General features: G+C 69.8%; 20 protein-coding genes. 14 read left to right on the top strand and 6 right to left on the bottom strand.

Annotation, left to right across the window (positions count from 1 at the left end):
- Nucleotides 1–76: 76 nt before the first annotated feature.
- From hisS to rlmN, 3 genes are all read right to left on the bottom strand, one after another.
- A complete protein-coding gene (gene hisS, locus QZ607_RS15275) occupies nt 77–1,342 on the bottom strand; it encodes a histidine--tRNA ligase (RefSeq protein ID WP_295884306.1) in 1,266 nt (421 codons plus the stop codon).
- Between the two features lie 88 nt (nt 1,343–1,430).
- Nucleotides 1,431–2,198: a type IV pilus biogenesis/stability protein PilW gene (gene pilW / locus QZ607_RS15270; protein WP_295884296.1), complete on the bottom strand. Its 768-nt coding sequence runs from the start codon at nt 2,196–2,198 to the stop codon at nt 1,431–1,433.
- On the bottom strand, nt 2,195–3,292 hold the full coding sequence (gene rlmN / locus QZ607_RS15265) for a 23S rRNA (adenine(2503)-C(2))-methyltransferase RlmN (RefSeq protein WP_295884295.1): 1,098 nt from the start codon (nt 3,290–3,292) through the stop codon (nt 2,195–2,197). Before rlmN ends, pilW begins: the two co-directional genes overlap by 4 nt.
- Before the next feature lie 272 nt (nt 3,293–3,564).
- Between rlmN and QZ607_RS15260 the strand changes: the two genes are divergently transcribed.
- The 5 genes from QZ607_RS15260 (at nt 3,565) to QZ607_RS15240 (ending at nt 8,889) form a co-directional block, all read left to right on the top strand.
- Entirely contained in the window at nt 3,565–4,518 is a 954-nt protein-coding gene (locus tag QZ607_RS15260; protein ID WP_295884294.1) for an acetyltransferase, read from the top strand.
- Between the two features lie 59 nt (nt 4,519–4,577).
- The gene (locus QZ607_RS15255) at nt 4,578–5,672 is read left to right on the top strand and encodes a sulfotransferase (protein ID WP_295884292.1); all 1,095 of its coding nucleotides are present in this window, start codon (nt 4,578–4,580) and stop codon (nt 5,670–5,672) included.
- A 225-nt stretch (nt 5,673–5,897) separates the two neighbouring features.
- Complete coding sequence (locus QZ607_RS15250) at nt 5,898–7,112, top strand: glycosyltransferase family 4 protein (protein WP_295884290.1); 1,215 nt, start codon at nt 5,898–5,900, stop codon at nt 7,110–7,112.
- A 346-nt stretch (nt 7,113–7,458) separates the two neighbouring features.
- A complete protein-coding gene (locus QZ607_RS15245) occupies nt 7,459–7,596 on the top strand; it encodes a hypothetical protein (protein WP_295884288.1) in 138 nt (45 codons plus the stop codon).
- Between the two features lie 591 nt (nt 7,597–8,187).
- Complete coding sequence (locus QZ607_RS15240; protein WP_295884287.1) at nt 8,188–8,889, top strand: choice-of-anchor R domain-containing protein; 702 nt, start codon at nt 8,188–8,190, stop codon at nt 8,887–8,889.
- A gap of 87 nt (nt 8,890–8,976) precedes the next feature.
- Here the strand turns inward: QZ607_RS15240 and QZ607_RS15235 are convergent, their stop codons facing one another.
- Together QZ607_RS15235 and QZ607_RS15230 are read right to left on the bottom strand one after the other, a co-directional pair.
- Entirely contained in the window at nt 8,977–9,495 is a 519-nt protein-coding gene (locus QZ607_RS15235) for a response regulator transcription factor (RefSeq protein ID WP_295884284.1), read from the bottom strand.
- A gap of 65 nt (nt 9,496–9,560) precedes the next feature.
- Nucleotides 9,561–10,667 (bottom strand): PA0069 family radical SAM protein, encoded by a 1,107-nt coding sequence (locus QZ607_RS15230; RefSeq protein WP_295884281.1) that lies wholly within the window; start codon nt 10,665–10,667, stop codon nt 9,561–9,563.
- 118 nt (nt 10,668–10,785) lie between these two features.
- On the opposite strand from QZ607_RS15230, the gene QZ607_RS15225 reads away from it, so the two are divergent.
- The 7 genes from QZ607_RS15225 to QZ607_RS15195 all read left to right on the top strand — a co-directional run bounded on the left by QZ607_RS15225 (nt 10,786) and on the right by QZ607_RS15195 (nt 16,449).
- Nucleotides 10,786–11,373: a DJ-1/PfpI family protein gene (locus QZ607_RS15225; RefSeq protein ID WP_295884279.1), complete on the top strand. Its 588-nt coding sequence runs from the start codon at nt 10,786–10,788 to the stop codon at nt 11,371–11,373.
- A 34-nt stretch (nt 11,374–11,407) separates the two neighbouring features.
- Nucleotides 11,408–11,851, top strand: coding sequence for a gamma-glutamylcyclotransferase (locus tag QZ607_RS15220; protein ID WP_295884276.1), 444 nt, complete (start codon nt 11,408–11,410; stop codon nt 11,849–11,851).
- A 112-nt stretch (nt 11,852–11,963) separates the two neighbouring features.
- Nucleotides 11,964–12,425, top strand: coding sequence for an OsmC family protein (locus tag QZ607_RS15215; RefSeq protein ID WP_295884274.1), 462 nt, complete (start codon nt 11,964–11,966; stop codon nt 12,423–12,425).
- Between the two features lie 33 nt (nt 12,426–12,458).
- Nucleotides 12,459–14,216 (top strand): RyR domain-containing protein, encoded by a 1,758-nt coding sequence (locus tag QZ607_RS15210; RefSeq protein WP_295884273.1) that lies wholly within the window; start codon nt 12,459–12,461, stop codon nt 14,214–14,216.
- A gap of 120 nt (nt 14,217–14,336) precedes the next feature.
- On the top strand, nt 14,337–14,705 hold the full coding sequence (gene trxA / locus QZ607_RS15205; protein ID WP_295884271.1) for a thioredoxin: 369 nt from the start codon (nt 14,337–14,339) through the stop codon (nt 14,703–14,705).
- A 337-nt stretch (nt 14,706–15,042) separates the two neighbouring features.
- Nucleotides 15,043–15,561: a DUF1249 domain-containing protein gene (locus tag QZ607_RS15200; protein WP_295884266.1), complete on the top strand. Its 519-nt coding sequence runs from the start codon at nt 15,043–15,045 to the stop codon at nt 15,559–15,561.
- A gap of 429 nt (nt 15,562–15,990) precedes the next feature.
- On the top strand, nt 15,991–16,449 hold the full coding sequence (locus QZ607_RS15195) for an Rrf2 family transcriptional regulator (protein WP_295884263.1): 459 nt from the start codon (nt 15,991–15,993) through the stop codon (nt 16,447–16,449).
- A gap of 188 nt (nt 16,450–16,637) precedes the next feature.
- Here the strand turns inward: QZ607_RS15195 and QZ607_RS15190 are convergent, their stop codons facing one another.
- Nucleotides 16,638–18,602, bottom strand: a complete 1,965-nt coding sequence (locus tag QZ607_RS15190; RefSeq protein ID WP_295884260.1) for an ATP-binding protein — start codon at nt 18,600–18,602, stop codon at nt 16,638–16,640.
- A gap of 155 nt (nt 18,603–18,757) precedes the next feature.
- On the opposite strand from QZ607_RS15190, the gene prmB reads away from it, so the two are divergent.
- Nucleotides 18,758–19,693, top strand: a complete 936-nt coding sequence (gene prmB, locus QZ607_RS15185) for a 50S ribosomal protein L3 N(5)-glutamine methyltransferase (RefSeq protein ID WP_295884257.1) — start codon at nt 18,758–18,760, stop codon at nt 19,691–19,693.
- Between the two features lie 205 nt (nt 19,694–19,898).
- Entirely contained in the window at nt 19,899–21,362 is a 1,464-nt protein-coding gene (hemN, locus tag QZ607_RS15180; protein ID WP_295884254.1) for an oxygen-independent coproporphyrinogen III oxidase, read from the top strand.
- Nucleotides 21,363–21,369: the final 7 nt, after the last annotated feature.

Here is a 21,369-nt window from a genome sequence, read left to right as displayed (position 1 = left end):
GGGAAATGTGCTCGTTGGTCTTGGATCGAGAGTCTTCTCAGGTGCTGCCGCAGGCCGCCGCGGGCGCTCTGCTGCGTCAGTGCGCCGGGTCGGCGTCGCGCAGCGTCGCCACCGCCTCTTCGAAGCTCAGGGTGCGCTGCTCGCCGCCGCCGCGCAGGGGCTTGACGGAGACTGTGCCCTGGGCCGCCTCGTCGTCGCCCAGGATCAGCGCCACCCGGGCGCCGCTCTTGTCTGCCTTCTTGAACTGGCTCTTGAAGCTGCCGCCGCCGCAGTGGACGAGCAGCTTCAGCCCCGGCACTGCGTCGCGCAGCCGCTCGGCAAGGCCGGGCGCCGCGGCGGCGGCGGCGTCGCCGAGGGCCACCAGATAGGCATCGGGTCCGGTGGCGACGGCGCTGGTGTCGATGAGGTCCAGCAGCCGCTCGATGCCCAGCGCAAAGCCCACGGCGGGCGTGTCGCGACCGCCGAGCTGGGCCACCAGGCCATCGTAACGCCCACCGGCGCAGACCGTGCCCTGGGCGCCGAGGGCATCGGTGATCCACTCGAAGACGGTGCGATTGTAATAGTCCAGGCCCCGGACCAGTCGCGGGTTGATCTGGTAGGCGATGCCGGCCGCGTCCAGGCCGGCGCAGAGCCCGTCGAAGTGGGCGCGGCTCGCCTCGCCCAGATAGTCGAGCAGGCTCGGGGCGGCGGCGATGACCGGGGCCAGGTCCGGGTTCTTGCTGTCCAGCACCCGCAGCGGGTTGGTGTCCAGGCGGCGGCGGCTGTCGTCGTCCAGCCGGTCCGCATGGGCGCGCAGATGTGCCACCAGGTCGGTGCGATAGCGCCCGCGCTCGGCGCTGTCGCCGAGGCTGTTCAGCTCCAGGCGCAGGTCCGTGAGGCCCAGCGCCTGCCACAGCCGCCGCGTCATGGCGATGATCTCCAGATCGATGTCCGGGCCGGCAAGGCCGAACGCCTCCACCCCGATCTGGTGGAACTGCCGGTAGCGCCCGCGCTGCGGGCGCTCGCGCCGGAACATTGGGCCGCGGTACCAGATGCGCTGGGGCTGGTCCAGCAGCGCGTGCTCGATGGCGGCGCGCACGCAGCTCGCGGTGCCCTCCGGGCGCAGCGCGAGCCGATCGCCGCCGCGGTCCTCGAAGGCGTACATCTCCTTCTCTACGATATCGGTGACTTCGCCGATGGAGCGTTTGAAGAGCTCCACGGGCTCCAGCAGCGGCGTGCGCATCTCGCGGTAGCCGTAGCCCTCGACGACGGTGCGGGCGCGGTCTTCCAGGTGCTGCCAGACAGGGGCGCGGTCCGGCAGCACGTCGTGCATGCCGCGGATGGCTTGCAGTCGCTCGGACATGATCTCGCTGGGCGTGTCGGGTGATCGGGTGGCTCAGGTGTCGGGTCGGCCGGACTCGGGACGGGGTGGCGTCGGCGGGGCGCTGTGCTCAGAGCTCCATGACCTCGGGTGCATCCGGATACTGGCGCCGCAACGCATCGCCGAGGGCCTTGGCGGCGGCAGCATTGCCCAGCTTGGCCTCGATGCGATGCGCCAGCAGCAGTGCATCGGGCGAGGCCCTGCCGACCCGGCCGTAGCGGCCCATGTACTGGCGGGCGCTGGGGTAGTCGCCGCGGTCGAAATTGAGCCTGGCCATGGCGAGCAGGGCGGGCGGGTAATTGGCGTTGCGCGACAACGCCTCCCGCAGGTAGCGCTCGGCCTCGGTGCCGCGGCCCGCCCGGCGTGAGCAGTCGGAGGCGTTCATCAGCGCCACTTCCGGTGTCGCGTACAGGCGGTTCGCCGCCGCGGCATCGAACTGCTCGATGGCAGCGTCATAGCGGCCCTGGGTGCAGAGGATGGTGCCGCGGGCGTTGAGGTACTCCGGGTTGTCCGGGTCCAGGCGCAGGGCCTCCTCGAAGTGGCGCTCGGCTTCCACGCGCTTGCCCAGGCGCTGGTAGACGATGGCCAGCACATAGTGTGCGTCGGCGTTGCGCTTGTCCTCCTCCAGGGCCCGCAGGCCGCGATCCAGGGCCGAGTCCAGCTGGCCGCGCTGGTAGTAGGCGGCGGCCATGTTGACGTAGATGTCCGCCGGGCTGCCCTCCGGGTCGAGTCCGGCGGCCTCCCGCTTGGCCTGGGCGCCGCCGCAGCCGGCGAGGACCATGGCGCCGGCGACGAGCGCGGCGATGACGGCGCGGCGCGCGGCGGGATGCGTGCTCATGGCCGCAGCGCCACTGCCTGCGGGGCCACTGCGGGCCGTCTGCGGCGATCCTGTACCCGGCCCACCAGCTGACCGCAGGCGGCAGCGATCTCGTCGCCCCGGGTCTTGCGGGTGGTGGCCACCAGGCCGGCGCGCAGCAGCCGCTGGCGGAAGGCGTCCACCCGCTCCGGCGGGCTGGTGTCGAAGCCGCTGCCGGGGAAGGGGTTGAACGGGATCAGGTTCACCTTGGACGGCGTGCCTTCCAGCAGCCGGATCAGCGCCTTGGCCTGCGCGATGCTGTCGTTCACGCCATCGAGCATGACGTACTCCCAGGTGATGCGCCGGCGCGCATCGCCGCGCAGGTAGGCGCGGCAGGCTGGGATCAGCTCCTCCAGCGGATACTTGCGGTTGATGGGCACCAGCTCGTCGCGCAGCGCGTTGTCCGGTGCATGCAGGGACACGGCGAGGGCGATGTCGCTGACCTCCGCCAGGCGGTAGATGTTCGGCACAATGCCCGAGGTGGACAGGGTCACCCGGTACTTGGAGAGCATGTAGGCCAGGTCGTCGCGCATGATGTCCGTGGCGGTGACGACGGCGTCGAAGTTGGCCAGCGGCTCGCCCATGCCCATCAGCACGATGTTGCTCGGCGGCCGGCCGATGCGGCGCACGGCGTGGCGGACCTGGGCGATGATCTCGGCGGTGCTCAGGTTGCGGTTGAAGCCCTGGCGCGCCGTGGCGCAGAAGGCGCAGTCCAGCGCGCAGCCCACCTGGGAGGACACGCACAGCGTGGTCCGCCGCTCCTCTGGGATGAACACCGTCTCCACCCGCTGGCCCTCGGGCAGCTGAAGCAGCCATTTGACGGTGCCGTCGGCGGAGGGCTTCTCGGCCGCCACCGGCAGCCTTGGGATGTGGGTTTCGGCGGCGAGCCGGGCCCGGAACGCCTTCGGCAGGTCCGTCATGGCATCGAAGTCGTCGACGCCATGCTTGTGCATCCACTTGAACAGGTTGCGCCCGTGGAAAGGCTTGCAGCCGAATGCCTGCGCCAGGGCCTCGCAGCCGCGCTGGTCGAGATTCAGCAGGTCTTGTCGCGCATCGGCGCGCGCATCGGCGGCCATGGCTCGCTCCGCGGGACTGGTGGTGCGCACTATATGGGGGCTGCAAGATGGCGGCGGGGGTGGGTGAGCCGGGTGCTCGCGCCGTCCCGCGGGTCGCTGCCCAGACACAAACGGTAAAGTATAGGCATGGCGTGCCGGCTGCGTCCAATGGCGGCGGTGCTTGCCCGTGCTGCCGGCGGCGGCGCCGAGGATCGGCTCCATTCGCCTTTTGACACCCGCGCAGGTAACCTGCGCGCCCCGCAGGCCCATGTGCGACACTCAAGGGAGCCTCCATGCCCGTATACGATGTCTTCAACGGCGATGCCGACGGCATCTGTGCATTGCAGCAGTTGCATCTCGCCGAGCCGCGCGACTCCGTGCTCGTCACCGGAGTGAAGCGCGACATCGCGCTGGTGCAGCGGGTGGAGGCGACGGCCGGCGATGTCGTCACCGTGCTCGATGTCTCCTTCGACAAGAATCGCGACGCCTGTCTGGCGTTGCTGGAGCGCGGTGCCACGCTGCGCTGGTTCGACCATCACTTTGCCGGTGAGATTCCCGAGCACCCGGGGCTGGAGGTCCACATCGAGACCCTTCCCGACAAGGGCACCAGCCTGCTGGTGGACGAATACCTGGGCGGCGCCCATCGCGCCTGGGCCGTGGTGGGCACCTACGGCGACAACTTCGACGAAGCGGCGGCACGCGCGTCTGCGCCCCTGGAGCTGCCGGACGCCGATCTTGCGCTGCTGCGCGAGCTCGGCATCCTCATCAACTACAACGGCTACGGGGCCACCGTGGAGGATCTGCACTACCCGCCGGCTGAGCTGTTCCGCGCCCTGGCGCCCTATGCCGACCCACTCGCGTTCGCGCGGGAAGACCCGGCCTTCCGACGGCTGCGCGACGGCTACCGGGAAGACATGGCCCGTGCCGAGGCGGCGGCGCTGCTGCAGCCTGGGCCGCGGCACACGCAGGTGATGCTGCCGGCGGAGCCCTGGGCGCGCCGGGTCGGGGGTGTTTACGCCAACGCCCTGGCCCAGGCGGCGCCGGAGCGAGCGCATGCCATGCTGACCCGGCGCGCCGACGGCGGCTTCGTGGTCAGCGTGCGGGCACCGCTCACCACCCGCGACGGCGCCGACGCCCTGTGCCGGCAGTTCGACACCGGCGGCGGGCGCAAGGCGGCGGCGGGCATCAACCACCTGCCGGAGGCGGCGTTGGACGACTTCATCGCCGCCTTCGTCGCCGCCTTCTGAGCACGTCCGGTGGGCAGAGCGAACAGCGGCGCCGGCCGGCGCGGCCCGCGGTGGCTGCCGTGAGCCGTGCCGGCGCGGCACTCTCGGCGCCGCTGCGGCGGCTCTCGGCGCGCGTGCTCGACACCCTTGCCCGCTCCTACCGGTTCAACCGGACCTGGCGCGAGGCGAACCGGGAGCTCTTCTGCGGTCAGCATGCGCTGCGCCCCGCCGGACTCGCCTATGCACCGCCGCCGGCGCGCTATGGCTGCGCCGGCCAAGGAGAGGGCGCCGACGCGCCGGCTCCGGCCCGCAGCGACGGCGCCCGGCCGCTCTTCGTCACCGCCCGGTTCCGCTCCGGCTCCACGCTGCTGTGGAATATCTTCCGGCACACCCGCGGCCTGACCGCCTTCTACGAGCCGCTGAACGAGCGCCGCTGGTTCAGCGGCGGCGCGGATGCGGACCGTACAGACCCGACCCACGTCAATGCCGAGCGCTACGGTGCCGAGTACGCCGGCATGGCGGACCTCGGGCAGTGGTTCGATGCCGAATGGACGTACCGCGACCTCTACATGGACGCGCACAGCTGCGACCGTCGCCTGGCCCGCTACCTGGCCGAGCTCATCGCCCGTGCGCCCGAGCGCCCGGTGCTGCAATGCAACCGGCTGGATTTCCGCTTGCCGTGGCTGCGGCGCGTGTTCCCAAATGCCGATGTGCTTTGGCTCTACCGCAATCCGCGCGAGCAGTGGCTGTCGGTGCAGCGCAGCTCAGCCGGCGCGCCGCCGGGGCATCGCCTCACTGCGGACGAGTCGGAGGACTATTTCTACACCCTCGCCTGGGCACGGGATCTGCGCCGGGTATTCCCGTGCGTGGACCCCACTCAGCACGAGCATGCCTACGCGGTGCATTACCTGCTGTGGCGGCTCTCTTACCTGTTCGGGCAGCAGTATGCGGACGTGGGTATCGCCTACGAGGACCTGATGCGTGACTGCGCCGGCACGCTGCGGCCGGCGTTCGAGCGCTTCGGCCTCAACGCTGGCGAGGTGCCCGGCGATGCCTGTGCGGCGTTGCTGAAGCCGCCGATGCCGGAACGCTGGCCGCAATACGCCGCTGCGGACTGGTTCAACACGATCGAGGGGGCGTGCGAGGAGGAGCTGGCCCGATTCCTCGGCGCCTGAGCCGGAGCCCGCGCCGGTACGCCCCAGGCTGCGTGCCGGCCCCGCCGGCGGGTGCGAGCCCATGCGGGCGCTGCCGACGGCGCGTCGCGGGTAGACGCGACGCCGGTGCAGGGTCAGAATGCCCGCAGTCCCCCGACACACACCATTCATCGTGAAGAACCGGCCCCGAATCATCCCTGGCGGCGAGCCCCATTCGCCCCACGCCGACCCGGAGCCTGGTGCACGATGAAGTGCCTGCTGGTCGCCAACATCTTCCCGCCCATCAACGGCGGCTCCGCCGTCGTCTACGAGAGTCTGTGCCAGTTCGCCCCCGCGGGCACCATGCACGTGCTCGCGCCCTGGCGGCATTACCTGAGCGGCGAGGAGGTCACCGGCTGGCGCGAGTACGACGCCCAGGCCGGCTTCCCCATCGAGCGCATCGAGCTGCTGCGCCCGCCGGCGGTGAGTCCGAAGTCTCTGCTCCACTCCGCCTGGCTTCAGCTCTGGGTGGACCTGCCGCTTAAGCTCAAGGTGCTGCGCAAGGCCGTCAGTATGATCCGCCGCGAGGGGATCGATGTCGTCTGCGTGTGCGAGCTGAGCTCCGGCTCCTGGCTCGGGCTGCTGCTGAAGCGCATGCTCGGCATCCCGTACATCAATTACATCCACGGCGAAGAGATCACCACGGAGGTGCCGTACCGGCTGTTCGGGCGCCGGCGCCGGCAATACCTGCACAATGCGGATGCCGTGGTGGCCGTGAGCGAGTTCACCCGCCGCACCCTCATCGACAAAATGGGCGTGGCGCCGGAGCGGATCGAGCTCATCGTCAACGGGGTGGATGCGGAGCGCTTCCAGCCGGGGCCGAAGTCGCAGGACCTGCTGGAGCGCTACGGTCTCGCCGGCAAGCGCGTGCTGCTCACCGTGGGCCGGCTGGTGGAGCGCAAGGGCATCGACACCACCATCCGCGCCCTGCCGCAGGTCCTCGCACAGTGCCCGGACGCGCGGTATCTCATCGTCGGCACCGGCGACTACCGCACGGAGCTGGAGGCATTGGTGGCAGAGTACGGCGTCGGCGAGCAGGTGATCTTCGCCGGCCGTGTGCCGCACGACGAGCTGGTGGCGCACTACCAGCTCTGCGACCTGTTCGTAATGCCCAACCGCGAGCTCGCCAACCACGACACCGAGGGCTTCGGCCTGGTGTTCCTGGAGGCCAACGCCTGCGGCAAGGCCGTTGTGGCAGGCCGCGCCGGCGGCGTGGTGGAGGCGGTGCGCCACGGCGAGACAGGTCTCAATGTGGACGGCGAGGACGTGGGCGCCGTGGCCGGGGCCATCACCGGCCTGCTGCTGGACGACACCCGCCGCGAGGCCATGGGCGCCCGCGGCCTGGAGGTCGCCCGGCAGTCCAGCTCCGCCGCCCGCGCGCAGCTGTTCCGACAACTCTGCGAGCGGGTGGCCGGGGGCTGACCCCGCGCCGGACCGGCCTCCGACGAGCCCGAGCCCGCGCCCGAGCACCCGCTGGGCTCAGCCCTCCCCACGTCGCTCAGGCCCTCGCAGCTCTGGGATCGATCCCCGCATGCGCAGCGCACCTGGGGGCGCCGAGTTCCACTCGGCCGCTCCGGGACCGGTCCCCACGTGTGCGCCGCAGCCCTGGGGGCGCCGAGTTCCACTCGGCCGCTCCGGGAGCAATTCCCACAGGCGCGGGAGAGCCGTGCCCGTTTCGTGGCTGAAGCCAGGCGCATGTCCGCGCCGCAATTGGGGTAGGTCAGGGGCCGCGACTCAACCAGCCGAGGCCCGGTCCCATCAGCGCAGCATGAGCCGGAGACAGCGCGCCGGAGCCGCTGCCCTGGCGCAGATGGCCCTCGATGACCCGCAGCAGGCGATGCAGCACGGCGCTGACCGCCCGCGGCTCGCGCTCCAGGTACCAGACCACTTGGCCGCGGGCGATTAGGCCTAGGTCTCTGTTCGACCGCGCTCGGACTTGGTGCCCAACTGGGTGGCTTTCATCGGCGAGGCTGAGGATGACAGCGTCAACGAGCTCATGCGTGGCCGCTCCAGCACCGGTCGCCCCCTCGGTTCTGGCGACTTCGTGGCATCCCTGGAGCGGCAACCCAACCGGTCCCTGAAGGGGAAGAAGCCTAGGGCAAAGCCCCCACCACGAGACAAGCGCACCCTCGACCTGCTCGGCAACGCAAAGCACAATTAAGTAAGCTGTTACGGGAACTGGGTCAATTTAGTACACTGTCCCCGTACCTGCTGACTCCGCGACGGGCCGCAAACTCAAGCACCAGCAGGTCCTTGCAGGCCGCACTCACCCCTCTTTCCTCCTGCCCAAGTAAGTCACACCGAAGGATGTGCCGGCGCCGTGAACCTGTGCGATGGGGGCGGTGGAGCGCTTTCCCCGGATCGGCTCAGCGGGTATCCGCCCACGGGAGCGCCATCGTCAGCTACGCGCTTTGGCGTATTTGCCCAGAACTTCTTCGTCTGTAGCCTCTGCCGTCCTACAAATTTTCCCTGACGATGAGGTAAGGTGATGGCACGAATGCCGAAGTCGCTCTCCGAGATGCTGCCGCAGGCCGCAGTCTTGTCCCGCTTACAAGGTGCGGCGGTCGCTGTCTGTGCCTTGGCAGCCTTCCCAATCCAGGCCGCTTTCCAAGTCAGCAACTTGGCGAATAGCAATGCCGGGAGCTGGGCCTTCACCTCGGCCACGCCGGACTCCTACTTGGCAAACAGCTTCACGACCGATGGCAGCGACTATGTGCTCACAGGCGCAACACTTGGCCTCGGCAACTCTGGCACGTCGCAGACCACCTTCCAGGCGTCGATCTGGAGCGACGCGGGCAGCAGTCCGGACACCCTATTGCTGACATTCGACAACACCCCTACGCTGGACGGCGGCGAGACCTTTCAGGACGTGGCCTTTTTCAGTGACGATGGGTTTACTTTGGCCGCAAACTCCACCTACTACCTGGCATTACACGCCATTGCGGGCAGTCTGCTCTCCTGGGGTTACACCACCGACAGCAGCGTGCAGGCCCCGGGCGGATGGGGGATTGGCTTCTCGCAGTCCGATACGACCATGCGAAGCACCAATGGCGGGTCCAGCTGGAGCAGCATTCCAGCGTCTTCCCTGAGCGCTCACCGGTTCGGCATTTCGACTGCGGTGCCGGTGCCGAACGTGATGCTACCGGGCCTTTTCGGCCTCGGCCTCACGCTTCTGATGCGTCGCCGCAGGCGTTGCTGATCCATACTGCAGGGGCTCCCTGCTCACTGATTCGATTGCCGATGACGATTGGGTGGGGGCCAAACGCATGGCCCGCGATGCAACGATTCACTGATTCGCATACCGCGCCCAGGTGTTGTTGTAGAGCGCGACCGCCGCGACGCGGTTCTCCCGATGCAGCTTGGCCAGCAGGTTCTGCACGTGCTTGCGCACCGTGCCCTCGGATAGGCCGAGGATGCCGCCGATGGCGGCGTTGGTCTTGCCGAGGGACATCCAGCGCAGCACCTCGATCTCGCGCTCGGTGAGGGTCGCGAGCAGCCGCTGCTCGTCGGTGGGGTCTGGCTCCTCGTAGAAATGCACGGTGCAGTGCTCGGCGTTCCAGCGCATCACCGCCAGGTAGATGCCACCGTTCTGCGATGGCCAGAAGCGGTGCGGGTCGGCCGTGGGGTCGTCCAGCGCCTCGCAGCACAGCTGCTGCATCTTGGTCTTGAAGCGCAGGTTGTAGCCGCCGCCGCGGAGTAGGATGCCGTGGCGGCGCAGCATGGGCGCAAGCATGTCCGAGGCCGCTGACAGGCCGTTGCGGCAGTGGCACAGCAGGGCATTGTCGGGTTCGAGCATGCCGGACATGTTGAGTATGAATCAGGAAGCAGAAGAATTTAGCCCATGCTATGGCCGCTCCGGGCCGGCCGGGCTCAATCCCACAACGACAATTGCCGCGGGTCCGCCGCCGGCGGGCGAAAGGCGTCGGCGCAGAGCTGCCAGCCGCTGTCCTGTCGCGCCAGACCGTGCCGGCGCAGCGCCAGGCGAAAGCGTTGCTGCAGCAGCGCCGCCACCGGTCCCGTGCCCGTCATGCGCTCGCCGAAGGCGGGGGCGTTGAGCGCGCCGCCACGGCATTGGCGGATCAGCGACAGCACCTTCTCCGCACGGTCCGGATAGTGCGCGTGGAGCCAGTCGCGGAACAGGTCCTTCAGCTCCAGCGGCAGGCGAATGAGCAGGGCGCCCGCGCGCACGGCGCCGGCCTGTGCCGCCGCGGCGACGATGCGCTCCATGTCGTGGTCCGTGAGCCCCGGGATCAGCGGCGAGACCAGCACGCCCGTGGGGATGCCGGCGGCGGCGAGCGCCGCCACCGCCTGCAGCCGCCGTTGCGGTGACGCGGCGCGCGGCTCCAGGCGGCGCGCCAGCGCCGGGTCCAGGGTGGTGACGGACATCTGCACCGCCACCAGGTCCAGCGCCGCCAGTGCCCGCAGCAGCGGCAGGTCCCGCAGCACCAGCGCCGACTTGGTGGTGATGGCCACCGGGTGGCGGGCCTCCAGCAGCACGTCCAGGATGGCGCGGGTGCTGCCGAGGCGGCGCTCGATGGGCTGATACGGGTCGGTGTTGGCGCCGAGCACCAGGGTCGCCGGCCGGTAGCCGGGCGCCGCCAGCGCCCGGCGCAGCTGCGCCGCGGCGTCCGGCTTGTGGAACAGGCGGCGCTCGAAGTCGAGCCCCGGCGACAGGCCGAGCCAGGCATGCGTGGGTCTGGCGTAGCAGTAGATGCAGCCGTGCTCGCAGCCGCGGTAGGGGTTGACGCTGCGGTCGAAGGGGATGTCCGGCGAGTCGTTGCGGCTGATGATGCTGCGGCTGGTGTCGATGCCGAGCTCGGTGCGCGGGTCGCTCTCCGGGGCCTCCTGCCACCAGCCGTCGTCCACGCCCTCGCGGGTGTGCTCGCTGTATCGGCTGTCGGGATTCGCGCCGGTGCCGCGCCCGCGCGGCGGTTGCGGTGCTGGATCGCCGGGCGGTCGGGCAGGGCGGTCTGACATGGGCATGCGGCGTGCTGCGGCTCTGGTATAGTCCCCGGCGCCTGCGCGCCGGACCGCGGGTGCTCGCGGGCCTCGGCCCGCTTCCTTGACTCACCCAAACGAGTTGGAGGTGCAGACGATGGCTGCCAAGCAGATTCTGATGCTGGTGGGGGACTACGTCGAAGACTACGAGGTGATGGTGCCGTTCCAGATCCTGACCATGGTCGGGCATCGGGTACACGCCGTCTGCCCGGACAAGGCGGCCGGCGAGCAGGTGCGCACCGCCGTGCACGACTTCGAGGGCGACCAGACTTACAGCGAGAAGCCCGGTCACAACTTCACACTCAACGCGAGCTTCGCCGAGGTGGACCCGGCGCAGTACGACGCGCTGGTGATCCCCGGCGGCCGCGCGCCGGAGTACCTGCGCCTGAACGCGCGGGTCATCGAGATGGTGCGCCACTTCTCGGCGGCCGCCAAGCCCATCGCGTCCATCTGTCACGGGCAGCAGATCCTGGTGGCGGCCGGCGTGCTGGAGGGTGCCACCTGCACGGCGTACCCGGCGCTGCAGCCGGATATCGAGATGGCCGGCGGCAGCTGGCACGAGGTGGCCACAACCTTCGACAACGCCCACACCCACGGCACCCTGGTGACGGCGCCCGCCTGGCCGGCACACCCGCAATGGATGCGCCAGTTCCTGGAGGTGCTGGGCAGCCGTATCGAGCCCTGACGGCGCCGCGCAGTCAACGCCGGTGGGGTCGGGCATGGAGCACCGCGTCTTCGTCTACGGCACGCTTTTGGGTGGTGAGGTGAACCACCACCTGCTGCGAGATGCGCGCTTTCTCGGCCCGCACCGCACCGAGCCCAGGTTCACGCTGCTGGTGCTCGGTGCCTATCCGGGACTGGTGGCCGGCGGCGACACGGCGGTGCTGGGCGAGGTCTACGGCGTGGATGCAGCAGGCCTGCGCCGGCTGGATCGGCTGGAGGACTATCCGCGGCTGTATGATCGGCGCGTGATCCCCACCGCGCACGGCAGCGCCTGGGTCTACCTGTATCGCGGTCCGCGCCGGGACCGTGCGCACCTTGCCCACGGCGACTGGCGCCGACACAGCGGTGGCGGCGGTCCCAGGGCGGCCGCCGCACGCCGCCGCCGCGACCCGAAGAACCCGAGCCACCGCCGGCGCATGGCGGGCGGCGGTGACGGCTGACCCGCGCCGCCGCAGTCGCTGTGACCCATCCCTGCGCCCGCTGCGTGCTGGCGCACCACAGCCAGGTCGCCGGCAGCGCGGCTCCACTCCACAGGAGGCATTCGCAGAGACTATGTCAGAAGAAGGCCGCTTTACCATCCACCTGGAGCAGCAGGAGGGCTACCAGATCAACGTGCGCTTCGATTGGAAGCGCGCCGCGGACCTGCTCACGGACGAGCCGCCGCCGCTCGGCGAGACCGGCGGCCCCAATGCCTCTCGGCTGCTTGCGGCGGCGGCCGCCAACTGCCTGTCCGCGAGTCTGCTCTACTGCCTCAGCAGGGAGGAGCCGCCGGACCGAAGCCTGCGCGCGGAGGCCACCTGCACCCTGATCCGCAACGAGCGTAAGCGCCTGCGCATCGGTGGGCTGGAGGTCAAGCTCATCATCGACGACGCGCTCGCCGGCAATCAGCGCTTCGAGCGCTGCAAGACCCTGTTCGAGGACTTCTGCGTCGTCTCCGCCAGCATCCGCGAGGGCATCCCGATTGCGGTGTCCGTCGTGGACGAGTCCGGCCGGCTGCTGCATGCCTCGGACTGACCGGACCTCGCCGCCAGCGCGGTGATCGGTGCGGTGACGGGTGCGCTGATGGGTGCGCCGCTGGTGCTCGTAGACGGCGTGGGGCCCCTGCTGGAGCGGGCCCGCTCCGTACTCGCCGCCGACGGGGTGCGGGTGCGCCGACACCGGCCGGGCGCCGGCATCCCCCGCGGCGCCGCGGCACTTCTGGTGGATGCCCGCGATCTGGCGCAGCGCCTTGCGGCGCTGTCGGTGCAGACCCGGGGGCGCGGCCGGCCGCTGCGGGTGGTGGTGCTGGCGGAGGCTGGGGGGGCTTCTGCGCAAACCGAGGATGCCGGAGCGCCCGGCGCGGTGAGCGCCCTGCCGGGGGACGCGCTGCGGGTGGAGTGGATCGACCCGCACCGCACGGCGGCCCGTGTCCTGCTGGCACGTTGGCCTCTGCATCGCAGCATGGATCCGCCGGCGGGGCAGGTGCCGCACCTGCTGATTGCGGGCTTCGGGCCCGTCGCGCAGGCTCTGTTTGTGCACGCGCTGCGGGTGGGGCAGTACGGCGGCGCGCCGCCGGTGGTGACGGTGGCCGCCGCTGCCGCAGACGCCTGGCGGGACTGGATCGACGCGCGCCACCCCCAGGCGGCGCGCTGTGGGCAGTTGCGCTGCACGTCGCTGCCGTCCGCGGATCTGGCGGAGGCCCCATCCGTGACCATGATCGCGGTGTGCGACATGGCGGCAGACAGCGCGCTGGCGCTGGCGCGGGAGCTGCTGGCACAGGCGGCGGAACAGGGCGCGTCGCCGCCGGCCCTGCTCGCCGTCGAGGCCGATTGGCGCCGGGGCAGACTCCCGGATTGGGACGGCCAGCTGGTGCCGGTGCAGCCTTTACAGCTCGCCTTCTCCCGCCAAGTGCTGCTGGAGGGCCGCGACGATGCCCTGGCCGAGGTCATCCACGAGCACTATCGTGACACCTCCGCGGCCCAGGGCCGCGACCCCGCCGCGGCACCGTCGGGGGTGGCCTGGACGCAGCTGGCCACCTCCTACCGCGACGCCAACCGCCATCAGGCCGACCACCTCTGGGCGAAGCTCGCCGTCACCGACTGTCAGGCGGTGCCGGAGGAGCTGGTGGAGTCCTTCGCCTTCGCACCCATGGAGGTCGAGCAGCTGGCCGTCATCGAGCATCGGCGCTGGGCGGTGGAGCGCTGGCTGGACGGCTGGACCTACGGCGCCGAGCGCGACAACGCCCGTAAGCGGCATCCGCAACTGATTTCCTACGCGGAGCTCTCGGACGCAATGCAGGACCTGGACCGCTTCGCGGTGCGTCTGGTGCCGGCGCTGCTGGCGCGATCGGGGCTCGGCGTCGTGCGGCGGCTCATCGTCGGGGTGCAGGGCGGCGATCTGCGCCGCCCGGAGGCGGCGTCACAGCGGGCCGTGCGGCGCGTGCTGCGGCAGCTGCGCGCGCGCTGGCCGGACCGCGGGCTGACGCTGGCGCTGGATCCCACCGACGCGCGGGCACGGCTGGTGGCAGCCGAGGCCGTCGCGCGCCATGGCGCCCAGCTCTTCCTGCTGCTGACGGCGCCATTGCCGGCGCTGCTGGCGGCCCAACCTGCCGCGGCGCGCCCGGAAATGCTGCGCCTGCTGGCGCAGGCGCAGCGGCGGATTCAGCTCGCGGGCGAAACCGGACTCGGCAACTGGCTTGCCCGCCGCGCGGAGATCCTGTTCGCGCTCGATGAGCGTCTGCTGGCGGGGCCGCAGGCAGATCGCCCGCCGGCGAAGCGTGTGGTTCTGGACGCCGGCGGCGATGCCCGCTGGAACTTCGCCTACTGATGGCGGATATCGCATCCCCGTGCCGGGGAAAGCCCGCGCGCCGGCGGCGGGAAACTGCGGGGGCATGGTCGATCTGTTATCCTCCCACGCCATGTCAAACAGCTTCTCAGGAGTCGAGCCATGGCCGTCGTAGAATTGACGCAAGAGACTTTCGAATCCACCGTCGCCGACAACGGCTTTGTGGTGGTCGATTTCTGGGCGCCTTGGTGCGGCCCCTGCCGCACCTTCGCACCGGTGTTCGAAAAGGTGTCGGAGGACCACGACGACATCGTCTTCGCCAAGGTCAACACCGAAGACGAGCAGCAGATCGCGGCCCACTTCCAGATCCGGTCCATCCCCACCCTGATGATCTTCCGCGACCAGATCATCATCTTCTCGCAGCCGGGGGCACTGCCGGAGGGCTCGTTCCGGGAGCTGCTCACCAAGGCCGGCGAGCTGGATATGGACAAGGTCCGCGCGGATATCGCCGCGCAGCAGGAGGCGACCTGAGGCGGCCGAAGGGCGGGCGCGTGCGGCCCGGCCGCACCGGTCCGCACCGCCGGTACGCCGCGCAGCCCCGCATTCCACGACGCTGAGCCTTAGGGGCCAGCGGGCGCCGGGATGACCCGGGTCGGCTTGCGAGGGCGGAGCGGAGCCGCCCGACCCGGCTCGCCGGGCTCAAGGCCCAAGGGTCTCTCTCCGAGGCCGCCTTACTCCCAGACGAGCCATCCAGACAGAACACCCGGAAGAGGCACCCGGACGAGCCCGCCGGGATCAACGCCGCGCAACCAAGCTCGTGCATCCATTGCCGGGACGTTCGGCGACCACAGCGTAAAGACCCCTCAGCATGCAAGCCCCCAGCCCCTTCATCGCCAAGCTGGACCTGACCGGTGAGCTGCCCACGGTCGGTGCGCTGATGGCCCTTTGTGAAGAGAACTACCGCGCCCTGATGCAGCTCAGCCCCGATTTGGCCAGCCTCTCGGGCGTCGTCACCTCGGCGCGACCGGGGCCGGGTCGCATCCAGCTCCAGCTGGAGATCCTGGAGCAGGCCCGCTACACCACCACCTTTCGCCTCACACATGTGTTCCCGGCGGCGGGCGGCTGTGCGGAGTGGCTGCCGGAGCCGGATGCGACCCTGAAGGCGTACCACGACGCCGGGCAGGTGGAGGTGCTGGACCTGCGGCAAACGGCGCTTCCCATCTTCAGCCACTATCAGTCGCCGGCCCTGCGCGCCAAGTGGAAGGCCAACCTGTTCCTGTCCAAGTGGCTCGGCTGGTGTCTGCGCGACGGCCATCGCATTGGACCGCAGGCCGGTCGTTCCGGCAGCCCGAGCAGCGCCACCAGCACGTCACCGTCCGTCGTCTGATAAACAGTGCCCGCTCCGGCGCCCGTCCGGGGTCTGCCGGGTCGAGGGCAAGCCTGCCACGCCCATGGCCCTAGCCGGCTGAAGCGCTGCCGCAGGCCGACCGTATCCCCGATCCTGACCACCCACGGCGTGCTGTAACGGCGCGTGAGCGCGGCGCGCGCCCTGTGTGTGACCCCCCGTCACAACAATGCCGATTGTCGGGGAACCATCTGACGCTCGACCTGCCCAAACCGGCAATATCCAGGTTTTGTCCAAGCCGCTCGGCCGAATCTTCGGAAAATCCGGATGCCGCGGCTTGACAATGCCTATCGGAAAACCAAGTTCCGAGCTAGGATATTCCGCAGCAGCATGCGGCGCATTCGTGTATCGCCACGGCGTCGCTGGATGGTTTCCAGGCCCAGTGCCCCAACGCATTCAAGGCATCGCACCATGAGACTCTCAACCAAAGGCAGGTACGCGGTCACCGCCATGTTGGATCTGGCCCTCCATTCGGGCAAAGGGCCGGTGACCCTCTCGGATATCTCGGTCAATCAGGGCATCTCCCTGTCGTACCTGGAGCAGCTCTTCGCGTCGCTGCGCGGCAAGCAGCTGGTCCGCGGCATCCGTGGCCCGGGCGGCGGCTACTACCTCGGCAAGCCGGCCGACGAAATCTCCATCGCCGACATCATCTGCGCCGTCGACGAGTGGGTGGAGTTCACCCGCTGCGGCGGGCGGGAGAACTGTCGCGACGGCCAGCGGTGCCTCACGCACTCGCTGTGGGACCAGCTGAGTGACGAGATCTTCACCTTCCTCAGCGACATCAGTCTTGCGGATCTGGTCGAGCGGGGCCAGCGCGAGACGGCGGTGGACACCAAGGGATTGGTGGGCAACAAGCAGCGGGCGGCCTGACGGAAGCGGCGCCGGCTGGCGTCGCGGCCCTGGACGCTCACGTTCCGGGTCGCGACGGCTCAGCCGCTCACGGCTGATACTGGCAGGACGTCCGCAGATCGACTCGGAACGGTCGGCGTGCGCGGCCGCTGGCTTTCCAAGCCTGCGGCGTCGGCGGCAGGAAGACCGCTCCGCCTGCCGGTGCCCCTTCAAGCGCTCGGAGTCTGGTCGGATGTGGCATAGAGCGGCAAGGTCACCACGGCCTGCGCGCCATCATCCAACGCGTGCAGTGCCACCTCGCCGCCGTGCAGCGCCGTCAGGCGCTGTACGATGGCGAGGCCCAATCCGGTGCCGCCGGCTTTGGTACTGATGAAGGGCTCGAAGATGCGCCCAATGAGTTCGGGTGGTGGCGGCGTCCCCGCATTGCGCACGCACACCGCAACCCGATTGCCGTCGCGGGCTTCTACGGTGAGTGAGATCCGCGACTCCATCGGGGCTGCCTCACAGGCGTTCATCAGCAGGTTGACCAAAACCTGCTGCAGGCGGTCGCGGTCGCCGAGGACCTGCGCGTCGGGCGCCGTCACGGCCACATCGAGCTCGCGGTCCGCACAAGCGTGCTGTGCCCGCACCAGATCGGCGCTCGCGGCGGCGATGGTGCCTAAATCCACGGGCTCCGAGGCGAGCTTGAGCGGCTTGGCGTAAAGCAGCATGTCCGCAATCAGGCGGTCCATGCGCGCCGCCTCTGCCTTGGCCAGCGTGACCCGCCGGCGGCTGCTTTGCGGCAGATCGAGCCCCGCCACGTGGTCCAGGGCCAGGGACAGGGTCGCGAGCGGCGTGCGCAGCTCATGGGCAATGCCGGAGGCGAATTCACCGATGCCGGCGAGCCTGCGCCGCTCCGCAAAGCGCACGGTGCGGCCGAAGCTCACGCTCAGCAGCTGGGCGATATTGCCCAAAAACTGAAGATGGGCCGGGTCGTAACGGCCGGGCACCCGGGTGGCGAATGCGACCACGGCCGGCACCGGCGTCTCCGCGGCAACGGGCAGAAAAATCACGTCGGCGAGCCCCCGGCGCACAATTTCGCGCAGGAGCTCATAGCCCGGATGGGCGCTCGCGGTGGCGGCGGCATCGCGGATGTGCAGCGGGCCGCCCGCGGCGAGTGCCTGCTCCAGCAGTGTGCCCGGAAGCCGGAACAACGGCTTGCTGCCGGCCTCCGGCGTGCCGTCCAGGGCGCTCGCCTCCAACCGCACGGTGGCATTGTCCGGCGTCACCAGCACCACGCCGATCCAGTCGAAGCGCAGCAGCGTGCGGAAATCGCGGGCCAGGAAGCCCACCAGGTCGTCCAGGTCCTTGCCGCGCTGGAGCCGGTCCAGCAGCTGGAACAGGAGGTCGAGTCGGCTGGACAGGGCGTTGAAGCCCTCGGCAAGGTCGCGCAGCTCGGCGGCACCGCGCACCGGCACGGTGAGACCGAAGTCCCCGCCGGCGGTACGTCGCACGCCATCCAGGGTGCGCGCGAGGGGCTTCAGCGTCCAGCGCTGCAACAGGAGCAGGAGCAGCAGGGCGACCGTCACCGCACCGCCCAGCGTCAGCAGCACCAGCCGGCGCAGGCGGATGTGCTCCGCCGCGGCCCACTGCCGCAGCTGGCCGGCAAGCGCCGCTGCGGCGTCCTCGACGGCGGCCACCTGGGCCGCGTTGTACTCCGCCGCCCATTCCAGGCGCGGCTCCTCCGGGTCGTCGCCGAGGGCCTCGATGAGTCCGCTGCGGTGCGCCTTCCAGGCGGCTTCCAGCGCCGTTACCGCCGCGCCCAGCGTGGGCTCACGCGCCGGCTGCATCCAGCCTGCGGGGCGATCCAGGACGGCGCTGAAGTCACCGCTCATGAAGCCTGCCACCACGGCGTCGAACAGCGCCACCTGGCGCATCAGCTCACCGTGGAAGAGCTCCACGTCGCGATAGTAGGTGGGATAGTCCCGCGGCGCATTGGCATCGTAGACCATCGCATCCGTGTGCATGCGGCTCGCCGTCAGCTCCAGTCTGGCGGCGATGTCGACCACAGCGTCGGCATCCACCTGGCGCTGAAAGGCGGTGAGTGTCGCGAGCCCGGCCCCTGCAAAGAGTGCCAGCAGCACCACGAAAGCGGCGCCGACCTGAAAGCGCAGGCTGGTGAGCAGTCGCTGCAAGATGACCCCCGTCAACGCGCCCGTGACTGTCCTGGGTGCGGGCGATTTTGGTGCTATCCTTCGGTTTCCTCGGCATTACCCGGGGCCGCGCAGCAGCGGCGTGCGCGCCCGGGCACCGTCGCCACGCACCTGCAAAGAGGCCCCTGCGCGCGCCCATGCCCGCCGACACCGACGCGCTCATCACCATCGACGATCTCGTGCGCTGGGGCACGAGCCGATTCACTGCGGCCGGCCTCTGCTTTGGTCATGGTACCGATAATGCCCGTGATGAATCCCATTGGCTGGTGGCCCACGCCCTGCATCTCCCCTTCGAGCTTGCGGCGGAGTACGGCGGCTGCCGCGTGACGCCCACGGAGCGCGAGGCAGTGCTGGCATTGCTGGCCCGGCGCGTCGACGAGCGCCGGCCGGCGGCGTATCTGACCGGCGGCACGCGCTTCGCGGGCCTCGATTTCGACGTGGACGATGCGGTGATGATTCCGCGCTCGCCGCTCGCCGAGCTCATTGAGCAGGGCTTCGCACCCTGGGCGGAGCCGAGCGGCATCCGCCGTGTGCTGGATCTGTGCACCGGCAGTGGCTGTCTCGGCATTGCCGCCGCGACCTATCTGCCGGCGGCGGCAGTCGACCTGGCCGATGTGTCGCCGGCGGCCCTGGCCGTGGCGCGGCGCAACATCGCCCGTCACGGTCTTGCGGACCGGGTGCGGGCGCTGGAGTCGGACCTGTTCGCCGGCATCAGTGGAGACGATGACGACGGCTACGACGTCATCGTCTCGAATCCGCCTTACGTGGGTGCCGCGGAGATGGAGACGCTGCCCCCCGAGTACCGCCATGAGCCCGCGCTCGCGCTCGCCGCCGGCGAGACAGGGCTGGACCTGGTGCTGCGCATCCTGCGTGATGCCCCGGACTATCTCGCCGACGACGGCGTGCTGGTGGCAGAGGTGGGCAACAGCGCAGAGGCATTGGCGGCGGCACTGCCGGCGGTGCCCTTCACCTGGATCGATTTCGAGCGCGGCGGTGAGGGCGTCTTCACGCTGGACCGCGCCACACTCGCTGCCCATCACGATGCCTTTGCGCAAGCGGTGGCTGCGGGATGAGCCTGCATCGGGTGCGGTGCGCGGACGCCTGGGCGCCGCCGCGCCGGCAGCAGCGGGGCGTGAACGGCTGCGGTCACCGGCCTCGCGCGCAGGCGTCTGGTGCTGCGCGCCGCCGACGCGATACCCTCTCAGCCCCGTACTTGTCACGCCCTTTTGAAACACACCACCGAGCCTCGCCGCCGCGGCCGCGACCTGGAGGATGACCATGCTTGATCACACCCGACCCACAGCCGCTGAACAGCACGCCGAGGCGGGCGGCGGGCGCCCCGCCACGTCCGCCGGCGACGATCAGCGCACGGTCTTCGATCTCGATTTGATCAAGCGCTACGACCAGAGCGGCCCCCGCTACACTTCCTATCCCACGGCGGTGGAGTTCGACCCGGCCTTCGACGCCGGGCGCTATGCCGAGGTGTGCCGCGAGACCAACGCCAGCGCCCGCCCGCTGTCGCTCTACTTCCACATCCCGTTCTGCGACACCGTCTGCTTCTACTGCGCCTGTAACAAGATCGCCACCAAGGACCGGACTCTGGTGCAGCCCTATCTGGACCGGGTGTACCAGGAGATGGCCATGCAGTCGGCACTGTTCGACGACGACCGCGTGGTGGAGCAGCTGCACTGGGGCGGTGGCACGCCGACCTTCATCAGCCACGATCAGATGCGCGAGCTGATGGACCAGACCCGCCGGCACTTCAAGCTCTCCGACGACGAGCACGGCGAGTTCTCCATCGAGATCGACCCGCGCGAGGCCACGCGTGACACCGTCAAGCTCCTGCGCGAGATCGGCTTCAACCGCATGAGCCTCGGCGTGCAGGACTTCGACCCCAGGGTGCAGCAGGCGGTCAACCGCATCCAGTCGGAGGCCGAGACCATGGCCGTGCTGGAGGCGGCCCGTGCCGAGGGCTTCCGCTCCATCAGCATCGATCTCATCTACGGCCTGCCGCATCAGACCGCCGAGAGCTTCATGGGCACCGTGGAGCGCATCATCGCCGTGGGCCCGGACCGGCTCTCGGTGTTCAACTACGCGCATCTGCCCACGCGCTTCATGCCGCAGCGGCGCATCAACGATGACGACCTGCCGCGGCCTGAGGTCAAGCTCGAGATCCTCCAGGCCACCACCGAGCGCCTCACCGAGGCCGGCTGGCTCTACATCGGCATGGACCACTTCGCCCGTCCCGACGACGAGCTCGCCCGTGCCCAGCGTGACGGCACCCTATACCGCAACTTCCAGGGCTACTCCACCCACGCGGACTGCGACCTCATCGGCCTGGGTGTCACTTCCATCGGCAAGGTGGGCAAGACCTACGGGCAGAACCGCCGCGAGCTGGATGCCTACTACGAAGACATCGACGCCGGCCGTCTGCCGGTGTTCCGCGGCATCGAGCTGAACCGCGACGACGAGATCCGCCGCGATGTCATCACCCGGCTCATCTGCCATTTCCGGCTCGACTTCGCCGACGTGGAGCGCACCTGGGGCATCGACTTCCACGACTACTTCGGCCGCAGCCTGGCCAAGCTCGACGGCATGCAGCAGGACGGTCTGCTGAAGGTGGACCAGCACGGCATCGGCGTGCTGCCCAAGGGGCGGCTCCTGATCCGCAACATCTGCATGGCCTTCGATGCCTACCTGGAGGCCAAACAGGGCCCGGTGGGCTTCTCCAAGGTGATCTGACGGAGGC

The organism is uncultured Thiohalocapsa sp., from assembly GCF_913063425.1.
GTDB lineage: Bacteria > Pseudomonadota > Gammaproteobacteria > Chromatiales > Chromatiaceae > Thiohalocapsa.
The sequence above is the reverse complement of the archived record's forward strand: the minus strand, read 5'-3'. Positions and strand labels throughout refer to the sequence as shown.

Bases quoted from the DNA above. Each gene is read 5' to 3' on its own strand.
- hisS (WP_295884306.1), bottom strand. From the start codon at position 1,342: ATGTCCGAGCGACTGCAAGCCATCCGCGGCATGCACGACGTGCTGCCG.
- pilW (WP_295884296.1), bottom strand. From the start codon at position 2,198: ATGAGCACGCATCCCGCCGCGCGCCGCGCCGTCATCGCCGCGCTCGTC.
- rlmN (WP_295884295.1), bottom strand. From the start codon at position 3,292: ATGGCCGCCGATGCGCGCGCCGATGCGCGACAAGACCTGCTGAATCTC.
- QZ607_RS15260 (WP_295884294.1), top strand. From the start codon at position 3,565: ATGCCCGTATACGATGTCTTCAACGGCGATGCCGACGGCATCTGTGCA.
- QZ607_RS15250 (WP_295884290.1), top strand. From the start codon at position 5,898: ATGAAGTGCCTGCTGGTCGCCAACATCTTCCCGCCCATCAACGGCGGC.
- QZ607_RS15245 (WP_295884288.1), top strand. From the start codon at position 7,459: ATGAGCCGGAGACAGCGCGCCGGAGCCGCTGCCCTGGCGCAGATGGCC.
- QZ607_RS15240 (WP_295884287.1), top strand. From the start codon at position 8,188: ATGCCGAAGTCGCTCTCCGAGATGCTGCCGCAGGCCGCAGTCTTGTCC.
- QZ607_RS15235 (WP_295884284.1), bottom strand. From the start codon at position 9,495: ATGTCCGGCATGCTCGAACCCGACAATGCCCTGCTGTGCCACTGCCGC.
- QZ607_RS15230 (WP_295884281.1), bottom strand. From the start codon at position 10,667: ATGTCAGACCGCCCTGCCCGACCGCCCGGCGATCCAGCACCGCAACCG.
- QZ607_RS15225 (WP_295884279.1), top strand. From the start codon at position 10,786: ATGGCTGCCAAGCAGATTCTGATGCTGGTGGGGGACTACGTCGAAGAC.
- QZ607_RS15220 (WP_295884276.1), top strand. From the start codon at position 11,408: ATGGAGCACCGCGTCTTCGTCTACGGCACGCTTTTGGGTGGTGAGGTG.
- QZ607_RS15215 (WP_295884274.1), top strand. From the start codon at position 11,964: ATGTCAGAAGAAGGCCGCTTTACCATCCACCTGGAGCAGCAGGAGGGC.
- trxA (WP_295884271.1), top strand. From the start codon at position 14,337: ATGGCCGTCGTAGAATTGACGCAAGAGACTTTCGAATCCACCGTCGCC.
- QZ607_RS15200 (WP_295884266.1), top strand. From the start codon at position 15,043: ATGCAAGCCCCCAGCCCCTTCATCGCCAAGCTGGACCTGACCGGTGAG.
- QZ607_RS15195 (WP_295884263.1), top strand. From the start codon at position 15,991: ATGAGACTCTCAACCAAAGGCAGGTACGCGGTCACCGCCATGTTGGAT.
- prmB (WP_295884257.1), top strand. From the start codon at position 18,758: ATGCCCGCCGACACCGACGCGCTCATCACCATCGACGATCTCGTGCGC.
- hemN (WP_295884254.1), top strand. From the start codon at position 19,899: ATGCTTGATCACACCCGACCCACAGCCGCTGAACAGCACGCCGAGGCG.